At 57.1% G+C, this 17969-nt stretch carries 20 protein-coding genes; 2 read left to right on the plus strand and 18 right to left on the minus strand.

Annotated features, from left to right (window positions below; translation table 11 throughout):
* Position 1: 1 nt before the first annotated feature.
* The 9 genes from I2H19_RS04640 to purF form a co-directional block, all read right to left on the minus strand.
* A complete protein-coding gene (locus I2H19_RS04640) occupies positions 2 to 748 on the minus strand; it encodes an amino acid ABC transporter permease (RefSeq protein WP_035136546.1) in 747 nt (248 codons plus the stop codon).
* A gap of 25 nt (positions 749 to 773) precedes the next feature.
* Positions 774 to 1649 carry a transporter substrate-binding domain-containing protein gene (locus I2H19_RS04645; RefSeq protein ID WP_195621623.1) on the minus strand — a complete coding sequence of 292 codons (876 nt, stop codon included), beginning with the start codon at positions 1647 to 1649 and terminating at the stop codon, positions 774 to 776.
* An 8-nt stretch (positions 1650 to 1657) separates the two neighbouring features.
* On the minus strand, positions 1658 to 2389 hold the full coding sequence (locus I2H19_RS04650; protein WP_022094215.1) for an amino acid ABC transporter ATP-binding protein: 732 nt from the start codon (positions 2387 to 2389) through the stop codon (positions 1658 to 1660).
* Between the two features lie 302 nt (positions 2390 to 2691).
* Positions 2692 to 3135, minus strand: a complete 444-nt coding sequence (locus tag I2H19_RS04655; RefSeq protein WP_195621625.1) for a GatB/YqeY domain-containing protein — start codon at positions 3133 to 3135, stop codon at positions 2692 to 2694.
* 54 nt (positions 3136 to 3189) lie between these two features.
* Positions 3190 to 4410: a peptidylprolyl isomerase gene (locus I2H19_RS04660; RefSeq protein WP_195621627.1), complete on the minus strand. Its 1221-nt coding sequence runs from the start codon at positions 4408 to 4410 to the stop codon at positions 3190 to 3192.
* A gap of 170 nt (positions 4411 to 4580) precedes the next feature.
* Positions 4581 to 5045, minus strand: coding sequence for a PTS sugar transporter subunit IIA (locus I2H19_RS04665; RefSeq protein ID WP_195621630.1), 465 nt, complete (start codon positions 5043 to 5045; stop codon positions 4581 to 4583).
* A 152-nt stretch (positions 5046 to 5197) separates the two neighbouring features.
* Positions 5198 to 5899: a phosphoribosylglycinamide formyltransferase gene (purN, locus tag I2H19_RS04670; RefSeq protein WP_138341251.1), complete on the minus strand. Its 702-nt coding sequence runs from the start codon at positions 5897 to 5899 to the stop codon at positions 5198 to 5200.
* Positions 5889 to 6992, minus strand: coding sequence for a phosphoribosylformylglycinamidine cyclo-ligase (gene purM / locus I2H19_RS04675; protein WP_055251557.1), 1104 nt, complete (start codon positions 6990 to 6992; stop codon positions 5889 to 5891). The genes purN and purM overlap by 11 nt, the downstream gene beginning before the upstream one ends.
* 156 nt (positions 6993 to 7148) lie before the next feature.
* Positions 7149 to 8819, minus strand: coding sequence for an amidophosphoribosyltransferase (purF, locus tag I2H19_RS04680; protein WP_195621633.1), 1671 nt, complete (start codon positions 8817 to 8819; stop codon positions 7149 to 7151).
* A 294-nt stretch (positions 8820 to 9113) separates the two neighbouring features.
* Between purF and I2H19_RS04685 the strand changes: the two genes are divergently transcribed.
* Positions 9114 to 10343, plus strand: coding sequence for a putative ABC transporter permease (locus tag I2H19_RS04685; RefSeq protein WP_195621636.1), 1230 nt, complete (start codon positions 9114 to 9116; stop codon positions 10341 to 10343).
* 90 nt (positions 10344 to 10433) lie between these two features.
* Here the strand turns inward: I2H19_RS04685 and I2H19_RS04690 are convergent, their stop codons facing one another.
* The 6 genes from I2H19_RS04690 to I2H19_RS04715 form a co-directional block, all read right to left on the minus strand.
* A complete protein-coding gene (locus I2H19_RS04690; protein ID WP_229089785.1) occupies positions 10434 to 10850 on the minus strand; it encodes a molybdenum cofactor biosynthesis protein MoaE in 417 nt (138 codons plus the stop codon).
* Between the two features lie 64 nt (positions 10851 to 10914).
* A complete protein-coding gene (locus I2H19_RS04695) occupies positions 10915 to 11913 on the minus strand; it encodes a class B sortase (RefSeq protein ID WP_195621641.1) in 999 nt (332 codons plus the stop codon).
* A 35-nt stretch (positions 11914 to 11948) separates the two neighbouring features.
* Entirely contained in the window at positions 11949 to 12413 is a 465-nt protein-coding gene (gene purE, locus I2H19_RS04700) for a 5-(carboxyamino)imidazole ribonucleotide mutase (protein WP_195621643.1), read from the minus strand.
* Positions 12414 to 12749: 336 nt separating this feature from the next.
* The gene (locus tag I2H19_RS04705) at positions 12750 to 13100 is read right to left on the minus strand and encodes a type II toxin-antitoxin system RelE family toxin (protein WP_006235811.1); all 351 of its coding nucleotides are present in this window, start codon (positions 13098 to 13100) and stop codon (positions 12750 to 12752) included.
* Positions 13097 to 13417, minus strand: a complete 321-nt coding sequence (locus I2H19_RS04710) for a type II toxin-antitoxin system prevent-host-death family antitoxin (RefSeq protein ID WP_195521035.1) — start codon at positions 13415 to 13417, stop codon at positions 13097 to 13099. Before I2H19_RS04710 ends, I2H19_RS04705 begins: the two co-directional genes overlap by 4 nt.
* A 331-nt stretch (positions 13418 to 13748) precedes the next feature.
* Complete coding sequence (locus I2H19_RS04715; RefSeq protein WP_006235813.1) at positions 13749 to 14816, minus strand: alpha/beta hydrolase; 1068 nt, start codon at positions 14814 to 14816, stop codon at positions 13749 to 13751.
* 124 nt (positions 14817 to 14940) lie between these two features.
* On the opposite strand from I2H19_RS04715, the gene I2H19_RS04720 reads away from it, so the two are divergent.
* Complete coding sequence (locus I2H19_RS04720) at positions 14941 to 15696, plus strand: GntR family transcriptional regulator (protein ID WP_006235814.1); 756 nt, start codon at positions 14941 to 14943, stop codon at positions 15694 to 15696.
* Here the strand turns inward: I2H19_RS04720 and I2H19_RS04725 are convergent.
* Genes I2H19_RS04725 through I2H19_RS04735 form a run of 3 tightly spaced genes read right to left on the minus strand, consistent with a single transcriptional unit; the run spans position 15693 to position 17804 of the window.
* A complete protein-coding gene (locus tag I2H19_RS04725; protein ID WP_006235816.1) occupies positions 15693 to 16553 on the minus strand; it encodes a PTS system mannose/fructose/sorbose family transporter subunit IID in 861 nt (286 codons plus the stop codon). The two genes, I2H19_RS04720 and I2H19_RS04725, sit on opposite strands and share 4 nt — an antisense overlap.
* Complete coding sequence (locus I2H19_RS04730) at positions 16537 to 17313, minus strand: PTS mannose/fructose/sorbose/N-acetylgalactosamine transporter subunit IIC (protein ID WP_006235817.1); 777 nt, start codon at positions 17311 to 17313, stop codon at positions 16537 to 16539. Before I2H19_RS04730 ends, I2H19_RS04725 begins: the two co-directional genes overlap by 17 nt.
* Before the next feature lie 14 nt (positions 17314 to 17327).
* Positions 17328 to 17804, minus strand: a complete 477-nt coding sequence (locus tag I2H19_RS04735) for a PTS sugar transporter subunit IIB (protein ID WP_006235818.1) — start codon at positions 17802 to 17804, stop codon at positions 17328 to 17330.
* Positions 17805 to 17969: the final 165 nt, after the last annotated feature.

The raw sequence follows: 17969 nt of genomic DNA on the forward strand, positions 1-17969 counted from the left end.
GCTAGGCCTCCTCTACGTTGTCGAGCCCCAGCTCGGCCAGGCTCACGCCGCGCGGACGCTCCTTGGAGCGGCGCTCGAGCCACTGCACCAGCATGGCGAGCGGAAAGCAGATGATGAAGTACATAAGGCAGCAGACGATGTATCCCTGCAGGTAACCGTACAGACTCACAAAGTTGTCGGAACGGTACATAAGGTCGCCGCCGGCCACAAGCGCCAGCACCGACGTGTTCTTGACCAGGTTGAGCGCCTGGTTACACAGCGGCGGCAGAATGATCTTAAATGTCTGGGGCAGCACGATGTACCAGTACGCCTGCGCACGGGTGAAGCCCTGGCTCTGGGCCGCCTCCATCTGACCGCGCGGAACCGCCTCGATACCGGTGCGGATGACCTCCGAAATGTAGGCCGCGTGATACAGACCCACGCCCAAGAAGCCCAGCACGAACGGCGCGATGCGCACCGGCTGGTCGGCACCGGTTATGGCCTGCAAAAACTGCGGACCGGCCATGTACATAAAGAGCACCTGCACGGGCAACGGGGTGTTCTGGTAAAACTCCACGTACACGCGGCTTATGGCGCGCAGCACGCGCGAGCGAGTGGTAGAGAACACGCCCAGCAGCGTGCCCAGCACCAGCGACAGCAGCAGACCGGCAACGACCACCTGTAGCGTCACGCCAAAGCCCTCCCAGAAGGGCCCCATGTTTTGAAATGTCGTCGACCAACGGTCGGCGTCAAATAATCCTTCGAGCATTTGATTCCTTCCTTGGACGATGCGCCTATACAAGACCCCAGGTCTTGACCTCTTGGTCGAGCCAGCCGTCGGCCAGGCGATCGCAAATCACCTGATCGACCACGGCCGAAAGGTCGCAGCCCTTCTTGGTCGCCACGCCGTAGCCCTGCTCGCCAAACTTGACCTCGGGCTGCAGCAACTCAACGGTCTCGTTCATGTAACCGGCCAGCGTGGAGCGGTCCATGGCAAAGACGTCGATATTGCCGGCGTCGAGCGAACTCTTGATGATGGGGTAACCGCTAAAGGCCCTAAACTCGGGCTCGCAGCTAAAGCCGTTGTCCTTGATCATCTGCTCGATCAGGCCCTGCGTGGTAGCACCCTGGCTCACACCAATGACCTTGCCGTCCAGGTCCTCAATCGAGGTAAAGCCCGAACGCTTCTTGACCATGAGTCCCACGTAGTCGGTGCGGTACGGCGTCGAGAAATCCCAGCTCTTCTTGCGCTCGTCGGTGATGGTGTAGGTCGCCGCGACCACGTCAAGCTGGCCGTTATCGATCAGCGGGCCGCGCGTCTTGGGCGTTACGTCGGTAAACTCGACAAGCTCCTGGGCGCGGGCATCCTTGTAGCTCACACCAAAGACGGCAGCGGCGATCTGGTAGCACAAATCGACTTCCATACCCTCAAAGCGGCCCTTAGCGGTGTCGTAATAGCCGTAACCGGGAACGTCCTTCTTAACGCCGGCATTCAGATGGCCACGCGACTTAATGGCCGCAAGCTTGGACCCCTTGTCGGAGCCCTCGCCGCTGGCGGAGTTGCCGCAACCGGTAAGCGCGGCCCCCGTCAGCGTAAGCATACCGGCGCCCGCCAGCTGCAAAAAGTGACGGCGCGACACGGCCGCCCTCGTCATATCCGTCATGTCCATCACCGCGCCTAGTGCAGAATCTTGGACAGGAACTCGCGGCAGCGCGGGTTCTCGGGGTTATCGAAGAAGTGCTCGGGCGTGCCCTCCTCCAGAATACGGCCGTCCTCCATAAAGATGACGCGGTCGGCCACCTGGCGCGCAAAGCCCATCTCGTGCGTCACGCAGATCATGGTGATGTCCTCCTGCGCGAGCTCAATCATAACGTCCAGAACCTCCTGGACCATCTCGGGGTCGAGCGCCGAGGTCGGTTCGTCAAACAGGATGATGGGCTGCTTGGTGCACAGGGCACGGGCGATGGCGATGCGCTGCTGCTGACCGCCCGAGAGATTCTGCGGATACTCGCCGGCCTTATGCGCCATGCCAACGCGCTTGAGCGCGGCGATGGCGATCTCGGTCGCCTCCTCCTTGCTCTTCTTTTGCAGCTTGATGGGCGCGAGCGTCAGGTTGCCGAGCACCGTCATGTTGGGATACAGGTTGAACTGCTGAAACACCATGGAACTGTACTTGCGAGCCATCTCCAGGTGGTTCTTTTTGGTGAGCGGCGTACCATCGATGACGACCTCGCCCGACGTGGGCTCCTCAAGATAATCGACACAGCGGATGAGCGTCGACTTACCCGAGCCGGAAGGCCCGATCATTACGAGCTTCTCGCCGCGCTTGACGGTGAGATTGATATCTTTGAGCACATGCAGGTCGCCAAAGTACTTGTTGAGATGCTTGATCTCGATCATGTCTGCCATGAATGTCCCTTCCCTGCGTTTACACGAGTTGAACTATTGTACGGAAAGAACCACGTTTCCGCAGCCCACACTACATTCCCGTAAAGAACCCGCAACCTTCCGCCCACTCATTGGGCACTCGGGCACTCATTGGGGACAGACTTAAATGAGTACCCTTAAATGAGTACCCTTAAATGATCACCTACTCATTGGGTACTCATTTAAGTCTGTCCCCAATGAGTGCCCTTCAGCTGCCATCAAAAAAGGGGCGCGACCGCAATGGTCACGCCCCCCCTCAACATCAACTATGTGTCGGCCGGCACTTACGCCAATTTCGCGCCAACGATCTTTGCCGCGGCCGGCTTATCGAAGTTGCCGCCGGTGGCCTTGCCGAGTGCTCCCATGACCTGGCCCATCTGCTTCTTGGAAGTAGCGCCCAGCTCGGCGATAACCTGCTCGATCAGGGCCTCGAGCTCCTCGCCCGAAACCTGTGCGGGCAGCAGGCTCTCCAGAATCTTGACCTGCTCGGTCAGGTTGTCGGTACGCTCCTGGTCGGTGCCGGCCTTGATGGACATCTCCAACGTCTCGCTCGTCTGCTTGATCAGACGCTTGATCATGCTGTTGACGTCTTCCTCGGACACATCGCGGCGCTCGTTAACCTCGATATTCTTCACCTCGGCCTTGACCTGGCGAATGATGGACAGGCGAACCTTGTCCTTGGCCTTCATGGCCGCGATCATTTCCTTCTGCAGCTCTTCGTTGGTCATCTGCAAATCCTCTCTGATAGCGTGGGCGGCACTCGCGCGAGCACCGCCCCATGATTACTCAGTCGTCGACGAATCGTCGGTCGAGCTCTTGGTGACGCCCTTCAGGCTCACGTTATAGGGTACGTCCTTGGGCATGGGGTTGACGGTAATGTCGGCGTCCTTCTTGTACTGCTCCAGCCACTCGCTGTATGCAGTGCTGGCCGCCTGCGTCTTCACCACATTAGAAACGTACTTCTTGATGTCCTTGGGTACCTGGTTGATGTCATCAACCTGATTATCGACATGGAAGTAGTCGGTGCACTTGATGATGTGGTAGCCATAGGTCGACTCGACGACTTCGCTCACGTCGCCCTTGTTGAGCCCCTCGAGCGCCGTCTGGTAGCTGTCGACGAAAGTGGTGAGCTTATCCCAGCCCACATCGCCCTTCTTCTCCTTGGAACCGGTGTCCTCGGAGTACTGCTCAACGGCGTCCTCAAAGCTCAGCTCACCGGAGTTGATCTTGTCCAGGCACTCCTGTGCCTTGGCCTTGGCGGCAGCCTTGTCCTCGTCGGAAGCGTCGGAATCAACCTTGATCAGGATGTTCGACGAGCGGCGGGCGTCGTTGTAGCTGGACAGGTTCTCGTTGATGTAATCGACAATCTCGCTGTCCTTGGGCTTGCTCGTGGGCGCGACGGCATCCTTGAGTTTCTGTTGCGCCAGACTCTCCTTGAGCGAGTCCTTGTAGGTGTCCTCGGTATAGCCGTAGGTCTTGAGGGTCTTCTTAAAGGCCTTGGCACCGCCTGCGCTCTTGCACGCGTCCTTCCAAGCCTTCTCGACCTCCTCGTCCGACACCGTCACGCCGTTCTCCTTCTGTGCCTGTTGAAGCAGAATCTGCTGCGTGTAGGAGTCGATGAGTTGCTTGCGGTACTTCTTGGGCGTGAGGTCGTTGTCAACCAGATACTGCGCCCAATCCTTATCCTTGGTGTAGCCGTAGGACGTGCGCATGCTCATGATCTGCTTGGTCACGGTGTCCTCGGTGAGGTTGGTGCCGTTGATAGTTGCAGCAACACCGCCGGTCAGCTTGTAGCCCGAGGTGTCCTCGGCCTGCGACATAAGGCCGGAGCACGCCATCGCCGAGACGGAAAGCAGCATCGCCAGCACGCCGATGACCACCAGGACGATCTTGACTGTCTTAGACACGTACGTCTTGCGCTGCTTCTTGCGAGAGCTGGAGGCAGCGCGGGCCTGCTGCTCGGGCGTCGGCGCGGCCTCGGAGTTCTTTTTCTTATTTGCCATAGTTGGCCTTTCGCATCACGAATCGAACAAACGCCATTGTGTCACAACGCAGCCCCCGCGGCACGCTTGGTGCATTGGGGACAGGTTAATCTGCACCATTTTGGTGCAAAGGGGACAGCTCTGGCAGCCGGCAGTTAGGGACAGTCCCCAAGTGCCGACTCAGCCCCACCTTAGAAGTGGCGGCGGATGGCGTCGACCATGCCCTGGGGCGTGGTCTGGCCGAGCACGTCGGCTGCGGCATCGGCGCCCATAAAGATGTTCATGAGTGCCTGCAGGGCCTCGACCTGGCCACCCGGCTCGGCAATACCCAAATTGATGACGATCTGCGCCGGCACCGGAGCGCCCATGCCAGCCATAGCGTTAAATGTCACGGGCGCGGCGGGCTTCACCACCGCGATATAGGGCTTGGCCACAAACCCCGGATCGGTATGCGGAATGGCAATGTTTGCCGCCGGCATGGCAAGACCCGTGGGATAGGCATCCTCGCGCGTGCGAACGGCGTCGAGCCAACCGGACGCAATGTAGCCACGCGGTGCAAGCTCGCCCTGGAGCCGCGCAAACACCTCATCCGGCGTCGCACACTCCCAATCAAAAAACACCAGCTCAGGCGTAAACAGCGCTTCGTTATCCGCCATGCGCTCACCTCTCTCATCTAGTCACCTGCGACGTTCTTGAATGGCCAGTCGTTAAAGAACGTCCCCAATGACTACCTAAAACAAAAGGTGGCCACGCGCGCCTTGGCGCCAATGACCACCCTGACTACTCGGCTAAATTGTACTGTGCACCGCTAGCCGCGGGGTGCATCAATTGCGACCTTGCCGCTCTCCAGCACGTGGACACGGCCGTCGGCGAGCATCTGAACAACCTCGGGATACAGCACGTGCTCAATCGCGTGGATGTGCTCCTCGAGCGTGTCGACATCCCAACCTTCCTCGACAGCCAGCGCGCGCTGGGCGATGATGGGACCGTTGTCGTAGATCTCGTTGGCAAAATGCACGGTCACGCCAGTTACCTTGACGCCGCGCGCAAAGGCGTCGTCAATCGCATGCGCACCGGTAAAGCTCGGCAGCAGCGCCGGATGCAAGTTGACCACGCGGTTGGGAAACGCCGCCAGCAGCGGCGTGTGCACCATGCGCATGTAGCCGGCCATGACCACATACTCGCAGCCGCGCTCGAGAAGCTCGTGCGCGATAATCTCGTCGGCGGCAATAGGGTCGGCATAGACATCCTTGGACAGTGTGAGCGTCTGGATGCCCGCGCGCTCAGCGCGCTGCAAACCCTTAGCCGAAGGACGGCTCGACACCACAAGCTCAATCGAAGCGTTGAGCTTGCCGGCAGCGATCAGATCGATCAGCGCCTGCAGGTTGGTACCCGAACCGCTGATGAGCACACCGATCTTGAGCGGCTCGGCCGTATCGGTGCCGGTCGGACGGGTGTAGGGCACAAAATCCAGGCCCTCGGCAGCAGTCATCTGCTCGTTAGCGCTCATCGGAGTACACGACCTTACCGGAACCCTCGACGCACTCGCCCACGCGGAACGGCTTCTCACCCAGCGCGACCAGAGCCTCGGTCACCGCGGCCTCGTCCTCGGGGGCGACGATCAGGCACAGGCCAACGCCCATGTTGAAGGTCTTGCACGCCTCGTTGGGCGCGAGCTCGGCCTGGCGCGACACGTAGGTGATGACGGGCGGAACGTCCCAACCCATCTCGGCGCCGTTGCGAGTGACCACGGCGTCGACGTCGTCGGCAAGTGCGCGGTTGAGGTTCTCGGTAATACCGCCGCCGGTGATGTGGGCGATAGCATGCACGTTGGCGCCGCCGCGCAGCAGCTCAAGAATCGGCTTCACATAAATGCGCGTGGGGGCCAACAGGGCGTCAGCCAGCGAAGCGCCACCGAGCTCCTCGAGCGGGCGGCTCAGCTCCTCGGCCTTAGCGGCGGCCTCGGGCGTGCCCGGCTTAATACCGTCGACGCCGATGACCTTACGCACGAGCGAGTAGCCGTTGGAGTGCACGCCGGTAGAAGGCAGGCCCAGGATCACGTCGCCGGGGCGGACATTCGCGGGGTCGAGCATCTTGGGACGATCGACGACGCCCACGGTAAAGCCGGCGAGGTCGTAGTCGGCCGGAGCCATGACGCCCGGGTGCTCGGCCATCTCGCCGCCCACGAGCGCGCAGCCCGCGAGCTTGCAGCCATCGGCCACACCCTTGATGATCTTTGCCATGTGCTCGGCCTCAATGTGGCCGATGGCAACGTAGTCCAGGAAGAACAGCGGCTCGGCGCCCGAAGCCAGAATATCGTTGACGCACATGGCGACCAGGTCCTGGCCCACCGTCTCGTGACGGTCCATGATCTGAGCGAGCACGAGTTTGGTGCCCACGCCGTCGGTACCGCTGATCAGAATCGGGTCTTCCATATCCTTAAGCGCGGCGGCCGAGAACAGGCCACCGAAGCCACCGATGCCGCCGATGACCTCAGGGCGATTGGTGTCCTTGACCATCTGCTTAATAGCGTCGACGGCGCGGCCGCCCTCGGCGGTATCGACGCCGGCGTCCTCATACGTCACATGCTTGCTGTCGCTCATCTGAGCCTTCCTCTCCCACTACCGCTCGCCGCACAAGCGCGAGACGGTACTCATAGTTGCGTTCATTTCGGCGCGCGCCATAACGTCACGCGCCGTCAAATCAACAAAACAGCAGGTAAAACCTACCAAAATAAACCTGTCCCTAAATGGCAGGTTTTAGGCCTCGCCGTGCTCCTCTTCCCAGCTGCGGTCGTCGTATTTCTCGACCACGGCGTCGTCGTCAACGTGCAGCGGTTTGTCCAGGTTGCGAGGCTTAAAGCCCTCCATGAACTTGTCGCGGCCAAAGCTCTCGGGAATCGCCACGGGGTAGCGGCCGGTAAAGCACGCATCGCAGTAACCGCCCTTGGGCATGACCTTAAGCAGGCCCTCGACCGAAAGGAAAGCCAGCGAATCGGCGCCAATGTACTCGCAAATCTCGTCGACCGTTTTGTTGGCGCTGATAAGCTGCGACTGCACGTCAGTATCGATACCGTAGAAGCACGGCCAGATGACCTCGGGCGAGTTGATGCGGATATGAATCTCCTTGGCGCCAGCGTTGCGCAGCATCTTGACGAGCTGCACCATGGTGGTGCCGCGCACGATGGAGTCGTCGATGACGACCAGGCGCTTGCCCTCGATGTTGTCGCGCAGCGGGTTAAGCTTCATGCGCACGCCCATGGCGCGCAACTCCTGCGTAGGCTCGATAAACGTACGGCCCACGTAACGGTTCTTGATGAGGCCCTCGCCAAAGGGAATGCCGCTCTCGTGCGAATAGCCCTCCGCAGGCGGCAGGCCGGAGTCGGGCACGCCGATGACCAGGTCGGCCTCGACGGGCTCTTCGTGTGCCAGCTGACGACCCATGTCGTAACGGCAGGCATAGACGCTCTTGCCGTTCATGATGGAGTCGGGGCGGGCAAAGTAGACCTGCTCAAAGATGCAGTTTGCGGGCTCTTCGGCTGCAGGCACGCCCTGCTCGGATACCAGACCCTCGGCGCTGATGCGCAAGATCTCGCCGGGACGGACGTCACGGACGTACTCGGCACCCACGATGTCGAGTGCGCAGGTCTCGGAAGCAACGACCCAGCCGCCGGCGCGCGTGACATGGACGGCGGAGTCGACCGTCGTGGCGCCGTCTTGCGAGGGCAGCTGCGAAACGGATGCGGCATCGGCCTGGTCCAGACCCTCGTCCACCAGCTTGCCCAGCACGAGCGGGCGAATGCCGTGCGGATCGCGGAATGCGTAGAGTGCCTGCTCGTTGATGAGCGTCATGGCGTAGCCGCCGCGCACGAGCTCCATGGTCTTGCGAATGCCCTCGCGCAGGTGGCCTGTACGCTGAGTAAAGTAGCCGATAAGCTTGGTCGCGACCTCGGAATCCGAATTGGAGAGGAACGGCACGCCCAGCTCGATCAGCTGGCGGCGCAGCTCGTCGGTGTTGACCAGAGTGCCGTTGTGAGCAAGCGCGATAATGACGCTGTTGATGGTGGAGAGATGCGGCTGCGAGGCTTCCCAGCTCTTGGCACCGGCAGTGCCATAGCGCACGTGGCCCACGGCCAGCTGGCCGGAGAGCGTCGACAGGTCGGCGTTGGAGAACACGCGGTCGAGCAGGCCCAGATCCTTGCGGACCATAACCGTGCCGCCATCACCCACGGCGATTCCCGCCGATTCCTGGCCGCGATGCTGCAGCGCGCGCAGACCAAAGTACGTCAGTCGAGCCACATCGCGATCGGGTGCCCACACACCAAAAATGCCGCATTCCTCATGCAGCTGGTCGGAGTCCGGATCATAAGTCGACATGGCGTTCACCTGTCCCGCGGCACGCTCGGCCGCGCGGATGGTTTCTTGAGACATGGCATCCCCTCAGAGCCTCGTTATTTGGCGTTACCTGCCCTATTATACGCACGGCAAGACAAGCACTCCCGCGCATGAACAGCGCTTTTTAAAAGCCCACCGAGCTTATAATCCGTTTTGCAGCCAAACATTTTATTGGGCAACCGCCTCGGGGTCGACGATCCCGCATGTTTCCGTTGCGACGCGCCTCGCTCACCGTTGAGGGTTACATTGTTGCAATTGGGACGTTCGTCCTGTCTTTTGGCAGGTCGGCGGCGTATCCTTGTACCTACAGCAAAACGAGAAAGGTTATGTATGGATCGAAACGAACTCGACCCCAGCGTCCCCAGCGCCACGGAGGTCAAGAAGATCCCCCTCATCATTAAGGTATACGCCGCCCTGTGCATCCTGTCCGGCGTGGGCACGCTCCCTTCGGTCGGCGCCTTTATGTGGCAGGTCATCACCGCGCTCATCAACGGCAACGCCGCCGCCAAGCTCGGCGACAACACGCTCGTCGCGGTCGGCCTTATCGTCGCCGGCATCATGCTCTCTGCGGCAAGCGCCGTCATCCTGATCATCTTTGGCCTGGACCTTATCAAAAACCAGCGCCGCAACGCCGCTCGCCTGTCCTACATCCTTATCGCGTTTACCGTCGTCGAGCTTTTGGTCGACGTGATGCTCCAGGGTATCGGGCCCTTCTTGCTGCGCCCTGCCATCCAGCTCGGCATCCTCGTCGCGCTTTCGGCCACCGTCGACCCCACGCTGCGCCAAGAGCGCGAGCTGCAGCGCCGCCTGCAGGAAATGCTCGATCGCGACGCCGCCACCGAGGGCATGCTCGGGCGCGATGAAACCGGCGAAGGCTACATCAAGCTCAACTACTTCAACCTGTTCTGGGTATTCTTTGTCTGCTGCATACTCGGCCTGATCGCCGAGGACATCTGGCACATGACGGTCGACGACCCGGGCGTCTACCAGAACCGCGCCGGCATGCTGTTTGGCCCCTTCAGCCCCATCTACGGATTTGGCGCCGTGCTCATGACCATGGTGCTCAACCGCTTCTATAAAAAGAACCCCATCATTATCTTTTTGGTGAGTGCGCTGCTCGGTGCAAGCTTTGAGGTGTTCGTGGGCTGGTTTATGCAGACCTCGTTTGGCGTGGTCTCGTGGAGCTACTCGCATATGAAGCTCTTTGGCATGCCCGATCCGCTCGCCGTCCTTACCGGCGGACGTACCTGCACGGGCTTCGCCTGCCTGTGGGGCCTGGGCGGCCTCATCTGGATCAAGCTGCTGCTGCCGAGGCTGCTCAAGCTTATCAACATGATTCCGTGGAAGAGCCGCTACTCCGCTACCGTCATCTTCACCATCATTATGCTGGTCGATGGCGTTATGACGCTGCAGTCGCTCGATTATTGGTATCAGCGCGTCAACGGCACGGAACCGGATATTCCCGTTGCGCAGTTCTACGGCAAGTACTTCGATAATGACTTTATGGAGAATCGCTTCCAGAGCATGACCATGAGCCCCAAGGATGCGACGCGCGTGTAGCGTCCATCGCGCCCAAAACGCAAAATGCCCGCCGGTATCACACGTACCGGCGGGCATTTTTATAAACGAGCCTTCTACCAACGCAAGCCTCTACGCCTCGCGCTCGACCTCACTCACGCATTCGTTCTTGATGGTGCCAACGAGCGCCTGCAGCGCATCGACCACGTGCGGGCGAATGTCCCCGCCGATGAGCACGAGCATGATGTCGTCACCTACGGCAAGCTCACCGCTTGCCAGCCACACGCGTACATAGCCGATACCCGGCATCGCGCGCGTGGCCTCGATAGCAGCCTGCACCTTGCTGGCGTCGTAGCCAAACACCATGCCGCCCACCTTGTGGCCCGGCGCCACGCCATCGGTCTCGACACCGCGCGCCTCGGCCTTGGGCGTCGAGCGCACCACACCGTTATGTGTCAGATACATACCGCACGCAGGTGCCGACGAATCGGCCTTGGCCTCACGCAGCCAAGCATCAACCGAAGGCATCAATTTGCCATTTTCAAGCATCGTTTCTCCCTCTACTGTCAGCGAGTAGCCAATTTGGGACGGGTTTTAGCTACCCCTGGATAATCTATTCCTCGACCGGCGTGAGCACCATGACGGCACGCGTGTTGCTCAGCGATAGCGAACGACAGGTCACAAGCGTTACGACCTTGGTTGCCGAGGCGGCGCGGTCGCTCGCATCGCTCGCCACGGCAGAGGCACCGTCGAGCATCTCGGACAGATAGTTCTTGAGCCCGTCATCGCCCTCAAAATTGGGCGTGCGCGCCTTGGCATACGTGTCCTCAACAACTTTGGTCGCCAGTGGTCGCAGCTTATACGTAGCATCCCGTGTGATGTAGTACACATATTCAATGCTATCGAACGTTGCCTGGTCAGTCGTATCCGAAATCACGTTGAACATCGACCCATCGTTCATATGGTGTCCGTAGATCGTGGTCTGCTGGTCAACCATTCCCGGCGCGGTGTCATCACTATCCAAGAAAATGGCACCGGACGCGTTAGCCGTACCGTCAAACAGCGTGTTGAGGTATTTGGAGTTGTTGTTGGTCTGCACCACGGGATAGTTGATGTTGGTTCCCGGCGCGTAAATCCAACCCACAATCTCGGGGTTCGTCTGAGCAAGTGCATCAAAATCGATAATCGGCACGCCGCTGGCGTCCTGATCGCTTATATATTGCTTCTCGATTTTCTGATACGAATCGCTCGCCTGCTTATAGCCAATCTGAGCATTAATAAAGATAGCGGCGGCGGCGACAATCAGACCGATGCCCACGATGATGAGCAGAATGGGAATAATGGAGCGGCGCTTTTTGCGCGGCGGCTCGGTGTAATCCGACGGCGCGGCATGCGATGAAGACCGGGGCGGTTTTTTAGCGGTGCTATAAGACGAAGGACGATATGCGGCCGGCGCGTCCTGTCGACGATGCGTCGCCGGTGTCACGGGACGCGGCGCGCGCGGCTGCTGAGGAGAGGATGTCCGACCCTGCTGTGCCGCACGGGCAGCACCCGGCTTCGACGGATCGGGAATCTGAGAAGCCTTGAATCGTTTTCCCTGATAGTCGGACATGGCTCTCCTTATACTGCGGTGAAACGGCGGAACGCCTAGGCGTCGGCCATCTCCTGCTTCATCTTCTCGATAACCTTGCGGTACTCGGGGTCGCATGCACCCAGAATCTGCATGGCATAGATGGCAGCATTCTTGGCACCGTTGATGGCAACGCAGGCCACGGGCACGCCCGAAGGCATCTGCACCATCGACAGCAGCGAATCCATACCGCCCAGGTCACTCGTCTTCATAGGCACGCCGATAACCGGCAGCGGCGTAAAGGCAGCCACGACACCGCCCAGGTGAGCAGCCTTGCCGGCGGCGGCGATAATCACTTTGATACCGCGATCGGCAGCAGTCGAAGCCCACTCGTGGACCTTCGCCGGCGTGCGGTGTGCGCTCGCGATCACGAGCTCATAGGGCACACCCAGCGCCTCGAGCTCGGCGGTGCAACCTTCCATAACGCCCAGATCGGACTTGGAGCCCATGATGATCCCGACAACCGGCTTTTGATCTGCCATAAACAAAGACCTCCTGTTGAGAACGGCGACGCGGCGGATCCGCGACCCTTAACTACTGAGAGTAGTATAGCTGCTCCCGTCCCTGCGGTCTTTGTGGCGCTTCGCGGGCGGGCCAGGCTTTATCTTCACTCCGGTTGCTTCGCAAGGTCGTTCAGATAAAGCCTGGCCCGCCCGCGAAGCGCCCTGCGACCTACCGGGAATTGCCATGACGTACGTTGGCTGATGAATTGGAAGGAAAGGTCAACGGAGACTGAAGGCAATTGGTTCAGCGAAAAACCCTGACGAATCTAATTCGTCAGGGCCCCACCAACGCTCACTCGTCGTTCATCGTTAAAGCTAGATATTCTCTTCCGCCCATTTCTCGAAATCGAGTTCTCGTCTCTGAGCAGTTCGGTAGACTTCCATGTCTTCGCGAGCGCCTACCACTACGATGGCCATCTTTTCTTTAATTCTGATGAGGCGGTACACGATTCGAATGCCACTTCCCCTGAGCTTGATTTTCATAAAGCCAGTCAAATCCGTACCTGCCTTGTTTCCAAGAGGCTTGCCGAATCCACCTTCGTTCTGCGGCAATGGGTTCGTTCTGATTTTTTCTATAGCCTTAAGGACGATCTTTCGTTGGGAGCCGTCCAGACGCTTAATATCCTTGAGAGCATCCGGGTAGAAAGCGACTTCGTACCCACTCATTCAAACTCGACCTCATCCATCTGATCGAGTTCGTCCTGGCTCACACCCAGCTCTTCCATAACATCAGACAGGGAAACAAGCGCATCGTCACTTGCCACAGCCACTCTCTTAAGTGCCAACGTTAACAAGGCGAGGTCCTCCTCCGCTTGCTTCGCTTCCCTATATTCATCGGGTGTCACAATCACAAACGCTGGCTTGTTGTGTTTGAGAACCACAACTGGATTGTCGTCCCCAACCTTCGAAAATGCAGCCGAGCCCTTACCGTGGCTGAAATCGCTAATTGGAACAAGGTTGTCGAGCATCTGCAAAGCAGGCATACATACCTCCTAAAAATGAATTCTTTTTCGAATTCATTTTATCATTCTTTTTTGCTATATTGTACCACGCAACCGAAACAACCTTTTAGGATACGAATCCGAGCTTAGAATGACTGTTGGCCCTCGCACCGCCCTTGCCTCTTTTATTACGTCAAGTGGTATACAGCGAAGCAAAATGGCGATCTAAAGTGCGCGGCACTCACCTCGCATCGCTACAAAAAACAAACTGCTCCCCACCCACTCGGGCAAGGAGCAAGCCTCATTTTTAATCAGACTGAGAACCACGAATGCAGAAACACAGGCGACTTCAGTCCCTTATCGCCGAGAGACGTTATTGTACAGCCATTTCTTTAAGCTTCTCAGCCATCAACAAACACACGTCTTCCGATTGCGGGTACACGCCAAAATGATCGAAGAAACCATGGTCACATCCGGCATATTCGATGACCTCGACATCGATTCCTGAAGACCGTAATTTTGTAGCCCATTTTTCATCGGGGATACGAAGCGGATCGTATTCGGATGTCACGATAGTCACCGGGGGGAAATCAGTGCAGTCCTCAAGCATTAGCGCAGAAATCAACGGGTCATGAGGAGACATTTTTCCGTGTGCACAAAGTTCGACCATCGGGCCGTCCGAATCGCGAAGATGGTCGATGCGAAAACGCGCAACGTCCTCTTGATCGGCTATCGCAGGAAAATCCTCATATCCCTCGCCCTGTTCGCCCGCAAGGTCGACTTCAGGATAGATTTCGAAGGCATGGGCTACAGCTCCAGCACCCCTGAGCTGAACACACGCATTAGTAAGGCTTCCTCCCGCAGAGTCGCCGGCGACCATTATTTTATGAGGATCGATTCCGAGATCCCCGGCATGCTCGCGCACATAATCAAGAGCAAGAACGCAATCCTCGATCTGCCCGGGAAATGCCGTCTCCGGCGCCAAGCGGTATTCCGGATAAACCACCACTGCACCAGACTTTTCGGCGATGAACTCGAGCTGATGTTCAAATTGCAGAACATTCCCCGCCATAAACGCGCCGCCATGCAGGTAAACTAGCGCTGGACTTGCCTCCTTATGATTTGGTGGCGTCCAGACGAATAAATCTATATAGCGATCGGCTGCCTCCATGAGGACCTCATCGCGCTGAACCTCACCATCGAGTAGGCGGTATGTCGGCTTATCCGGGCGATGACGCATTCCAATAAGGCTCGTCCAGCTCGGAGACATGCTAACATTCCGCATCTTCTTGCGGGATACCTCGAGAATTCGTGGGTCAAGCACATGCTCTCTTTCATCATCAGGAACCGGACGAATTTGAACCTCGAGTCCCCTCTTCTCGGTTATAAACGAGCGACCGGAGATGGCGCCAATCAACGCCTCGTCGTATTGTCTGCCCATCTTAAATCCCCTCTCGGCGATAACGCCAAATCGATATTTCCATAACTTTTGAGATAACGGCTTATGATGTCCTCAGTTGTCGTATATCTATGTACTAAAGAAACTGAAGACCAAGGGGTCCACCATGCCTGCAGCAAAAGACGAGCTCACTCAGCCAGAGCTTCTCTATCAGACCGTTGAAAACGATATCCTCAAGAAAATAGTTTCTGGCGAACTCCCCGGCGGCAGTCAGATTCCCACCGAAACCGAGCTTTGCAAGCAATACAAAGTAAGCAGGATCACCGTAAGACGCGCCGTACAGAATCTCATTGACCAAAACTTGCTCTACCGCCTGCGAGGCAAGGGGACATTCGTAAACCCATCGAAGCTCACCCTGAAACGAGGAACAAGCACCATTTTCAATTTGAGCTCCGACCCCCAATACGGCGATAAAACAACCAAGTCCATCTTGGAAACAGGCTTGATCAAGGCTGATGCCCACATTGCACGGGAGCTCAAAATTGACAACGGAACCGTAGTGCAACGAGTTGCGCGCTTGGTTTATATCGAAAATGCCCCCTGCGCCATCGACACCATTTATGCAACGCAGGGCACTCTACCCGGACTACTGGAGCTTCTCACAGACAATGCCAGTCTTTTCGACCTGATCGCCAACCATTACAGCATCGCAACCGGTATTGAGAAACTCAAAATCACCGCAGGAATAGCGGGGCTCCAAGAAGCAAACCTTCTCGGTTATATCGTTGGAGCCCCCGTGAGCGTTGTCGAGCACGTCACATATGCCTGCAATGAAATGCCGCTCCACTATTCGAAAACCGTTTGGCGAGCAGACGCATCGTCCTTCGAGTTCAGCATCTCAAAAGATGGACGCCTTCTCTAGCCCAAAATCCCCAGGACGCCGAGCACAATACCCGCAGCGAGAATGCCCACAATCTGCCAAATAATTTTGACCTGTTTCTTATTGCAAAGACACATGATCCCGAACGCGCAGAGCGGCAAAAGAGCCGGGAATATCCCATCGAGCGTTTCCTGCAACTTAAACGCGGTGTCGCCGAAGTTAAGAGCGAGCGGAGTGGTAACTGCAACGGTGGTCGCCACCATTCCACCAACTACCATTAGTCCCACAATCGCCAGGCCGGACGTAACTTTGTGCATTACATCAGAATCGTTCAGCTTCGAAATCATGCCACTGCCAAGCGAATAACCATACTGAAGCCCAAACCAGCGGATCAGGATCGTTGGGACATTATAAAGAAGCAGGAACAGGATTGGGCCGAGCAGACTGCCCGAAAGGCAAAGTCCTGTCACAACGCCCGTCGCAATCATGCGAAGCGTACTGGCAATCAGTGAATCTCCAATACCGGAAAGCGGAGCCATAAGCGATGCTTTCATGGCGTTAATTGAGGCGGTGTCAAAGTCCTGATTGTTGGCGTTTTCCTCCTCCATGGAGGCCACAATGCCGGCGACCAGAGGATTAAACGTAACTTGAATATTGTAGAACTCAAGATGACGCTTATATGCCTCGATCCGGTCTTCAGGCTTATCGTATAACCGCTTGATTACCGGAATCATGTCGTAGCAGAAACCAACGTTCATTTGTCGGTCAAAGCTCCACATGATGTTGAGTGGAAAGCTACGCCAAAATAACGCCTTTAAGTCTTTCTTGGTTATTCTCTTATCGGTCGATTTATTTGACTCCGGCGAGAGCTCAAGAACATCATTAGAATTCGTTGTCATCGTCAACCTCCTTAGCGACCGCCGCACTGGCAGGCATAAAAATGTGAGCCATATTGAGAATCCCAATCAGGATCAGCGAAAACGCCACGATACCGATCGTCGGAATGTTTAGATAGGCACTCAGCAAGAAGCCTCCAAAGAATAGGAAGCTCAGCTCCTTGGTGGACAGGATTGACATAAGCTGCGCAAATCCAAGCGCGGGCAGAATACCCGTTGCGATCGTAAGCCCATTCGTAAGCCAATCAGGAATGGCGTCAATCAGTGCCTGAACAGCATCATTTCCAACGTAAAAAGCCACGCCGCAAATCAAGCCAAGCGCAATGATGTAGAGAATTCCATTGGTCCACATAGCGGCTGCAATCGTTTTGGGGTCGTCTTTTTCGGCACCACGATCAGCCCAGACAGCCATAGGAGGCGTAACAACGCTATACATAAGGCTGTCAAACATGCCGGCAAGCACCGCAGTGGGCATAGCAATAGTCAGAGCGGTCTCGGGACCCGCACCCATAGTAATCGCAAAGGCTGTTCCCAAAACTGAACCAACAATTACGTTGGGCGGCACGGCAGCACCAACCTGCCAGACCCCCATGAACGCGAGTTCGAGCTGGAAACCAACAATAACGCCAGTCGGAATATCACCCAAAAAAATACCGACGATCGCTCCGAGGACAATCGGCCGCTCGACCATCGCAGTACCGAGTAAATAATCCGATTGACCTATCGCAGCGGCAAGACCAACCAGAAAAGCCTGAAGCAGCATATTTCTCCCTCTTCCTACAAATCAAAACTTGTTACGATGCGTTTTTTCTCGCTAGCAACCTGCCTTACCTCGAACTCGATTCCATCAGCCATGGCTTTCTTAATTTCATTAATATCGGATTGGGAAAGGCGCACAGCAGGGCCAAGCTCCTTTACGCTATCCCCCAACGGTCGAGCGCCGCCTAAATTCACAGACGTTATTTTTGGACACGCACGCGCAACTTCACAGGCGTCATGTACATTTCCCGCAACAACAATTAGCTCGTATTTATCCACCGCGCTTCCGTTAAGGGCCACGATGGAATCTTCTACACTTTTGACAACCAATTTGGCATCAGCGGGTTTTGCAATTCGCAGCGCTTGAATTCGCTCTTTGCTTGCGGCGTACTCATCTGAAACCACAAGAATAGCGTTTGCTTCAAGCGTTGGATACCAAGAGAACACGGTCTGCCCATGCACTAACCGGCTATCGACGCGACACAGTTTAATCATTTTGCCCCTTTCTCGACTTGAACACAGACAATCATCCTTGACTGCTAATGGCATATTACGTCATATGACGTAATATGCCATTACATAATATCTTGAACGGTTGAATATCACCGCTAAATGGTATTTATCTCTAAAAACAGGAGGTGCAGTCCGTCTAGACACAGT

The organism is Collinsella aerofaciens (assembly GCF_015560135.1).
Taxonomy (GTDB): Bacteria; Actinomycetota; Coriobacteriia; order Coriobacteriales; family Coriobacteriaceae; genus Collinsella; species Collinsella aerofaciens_AN.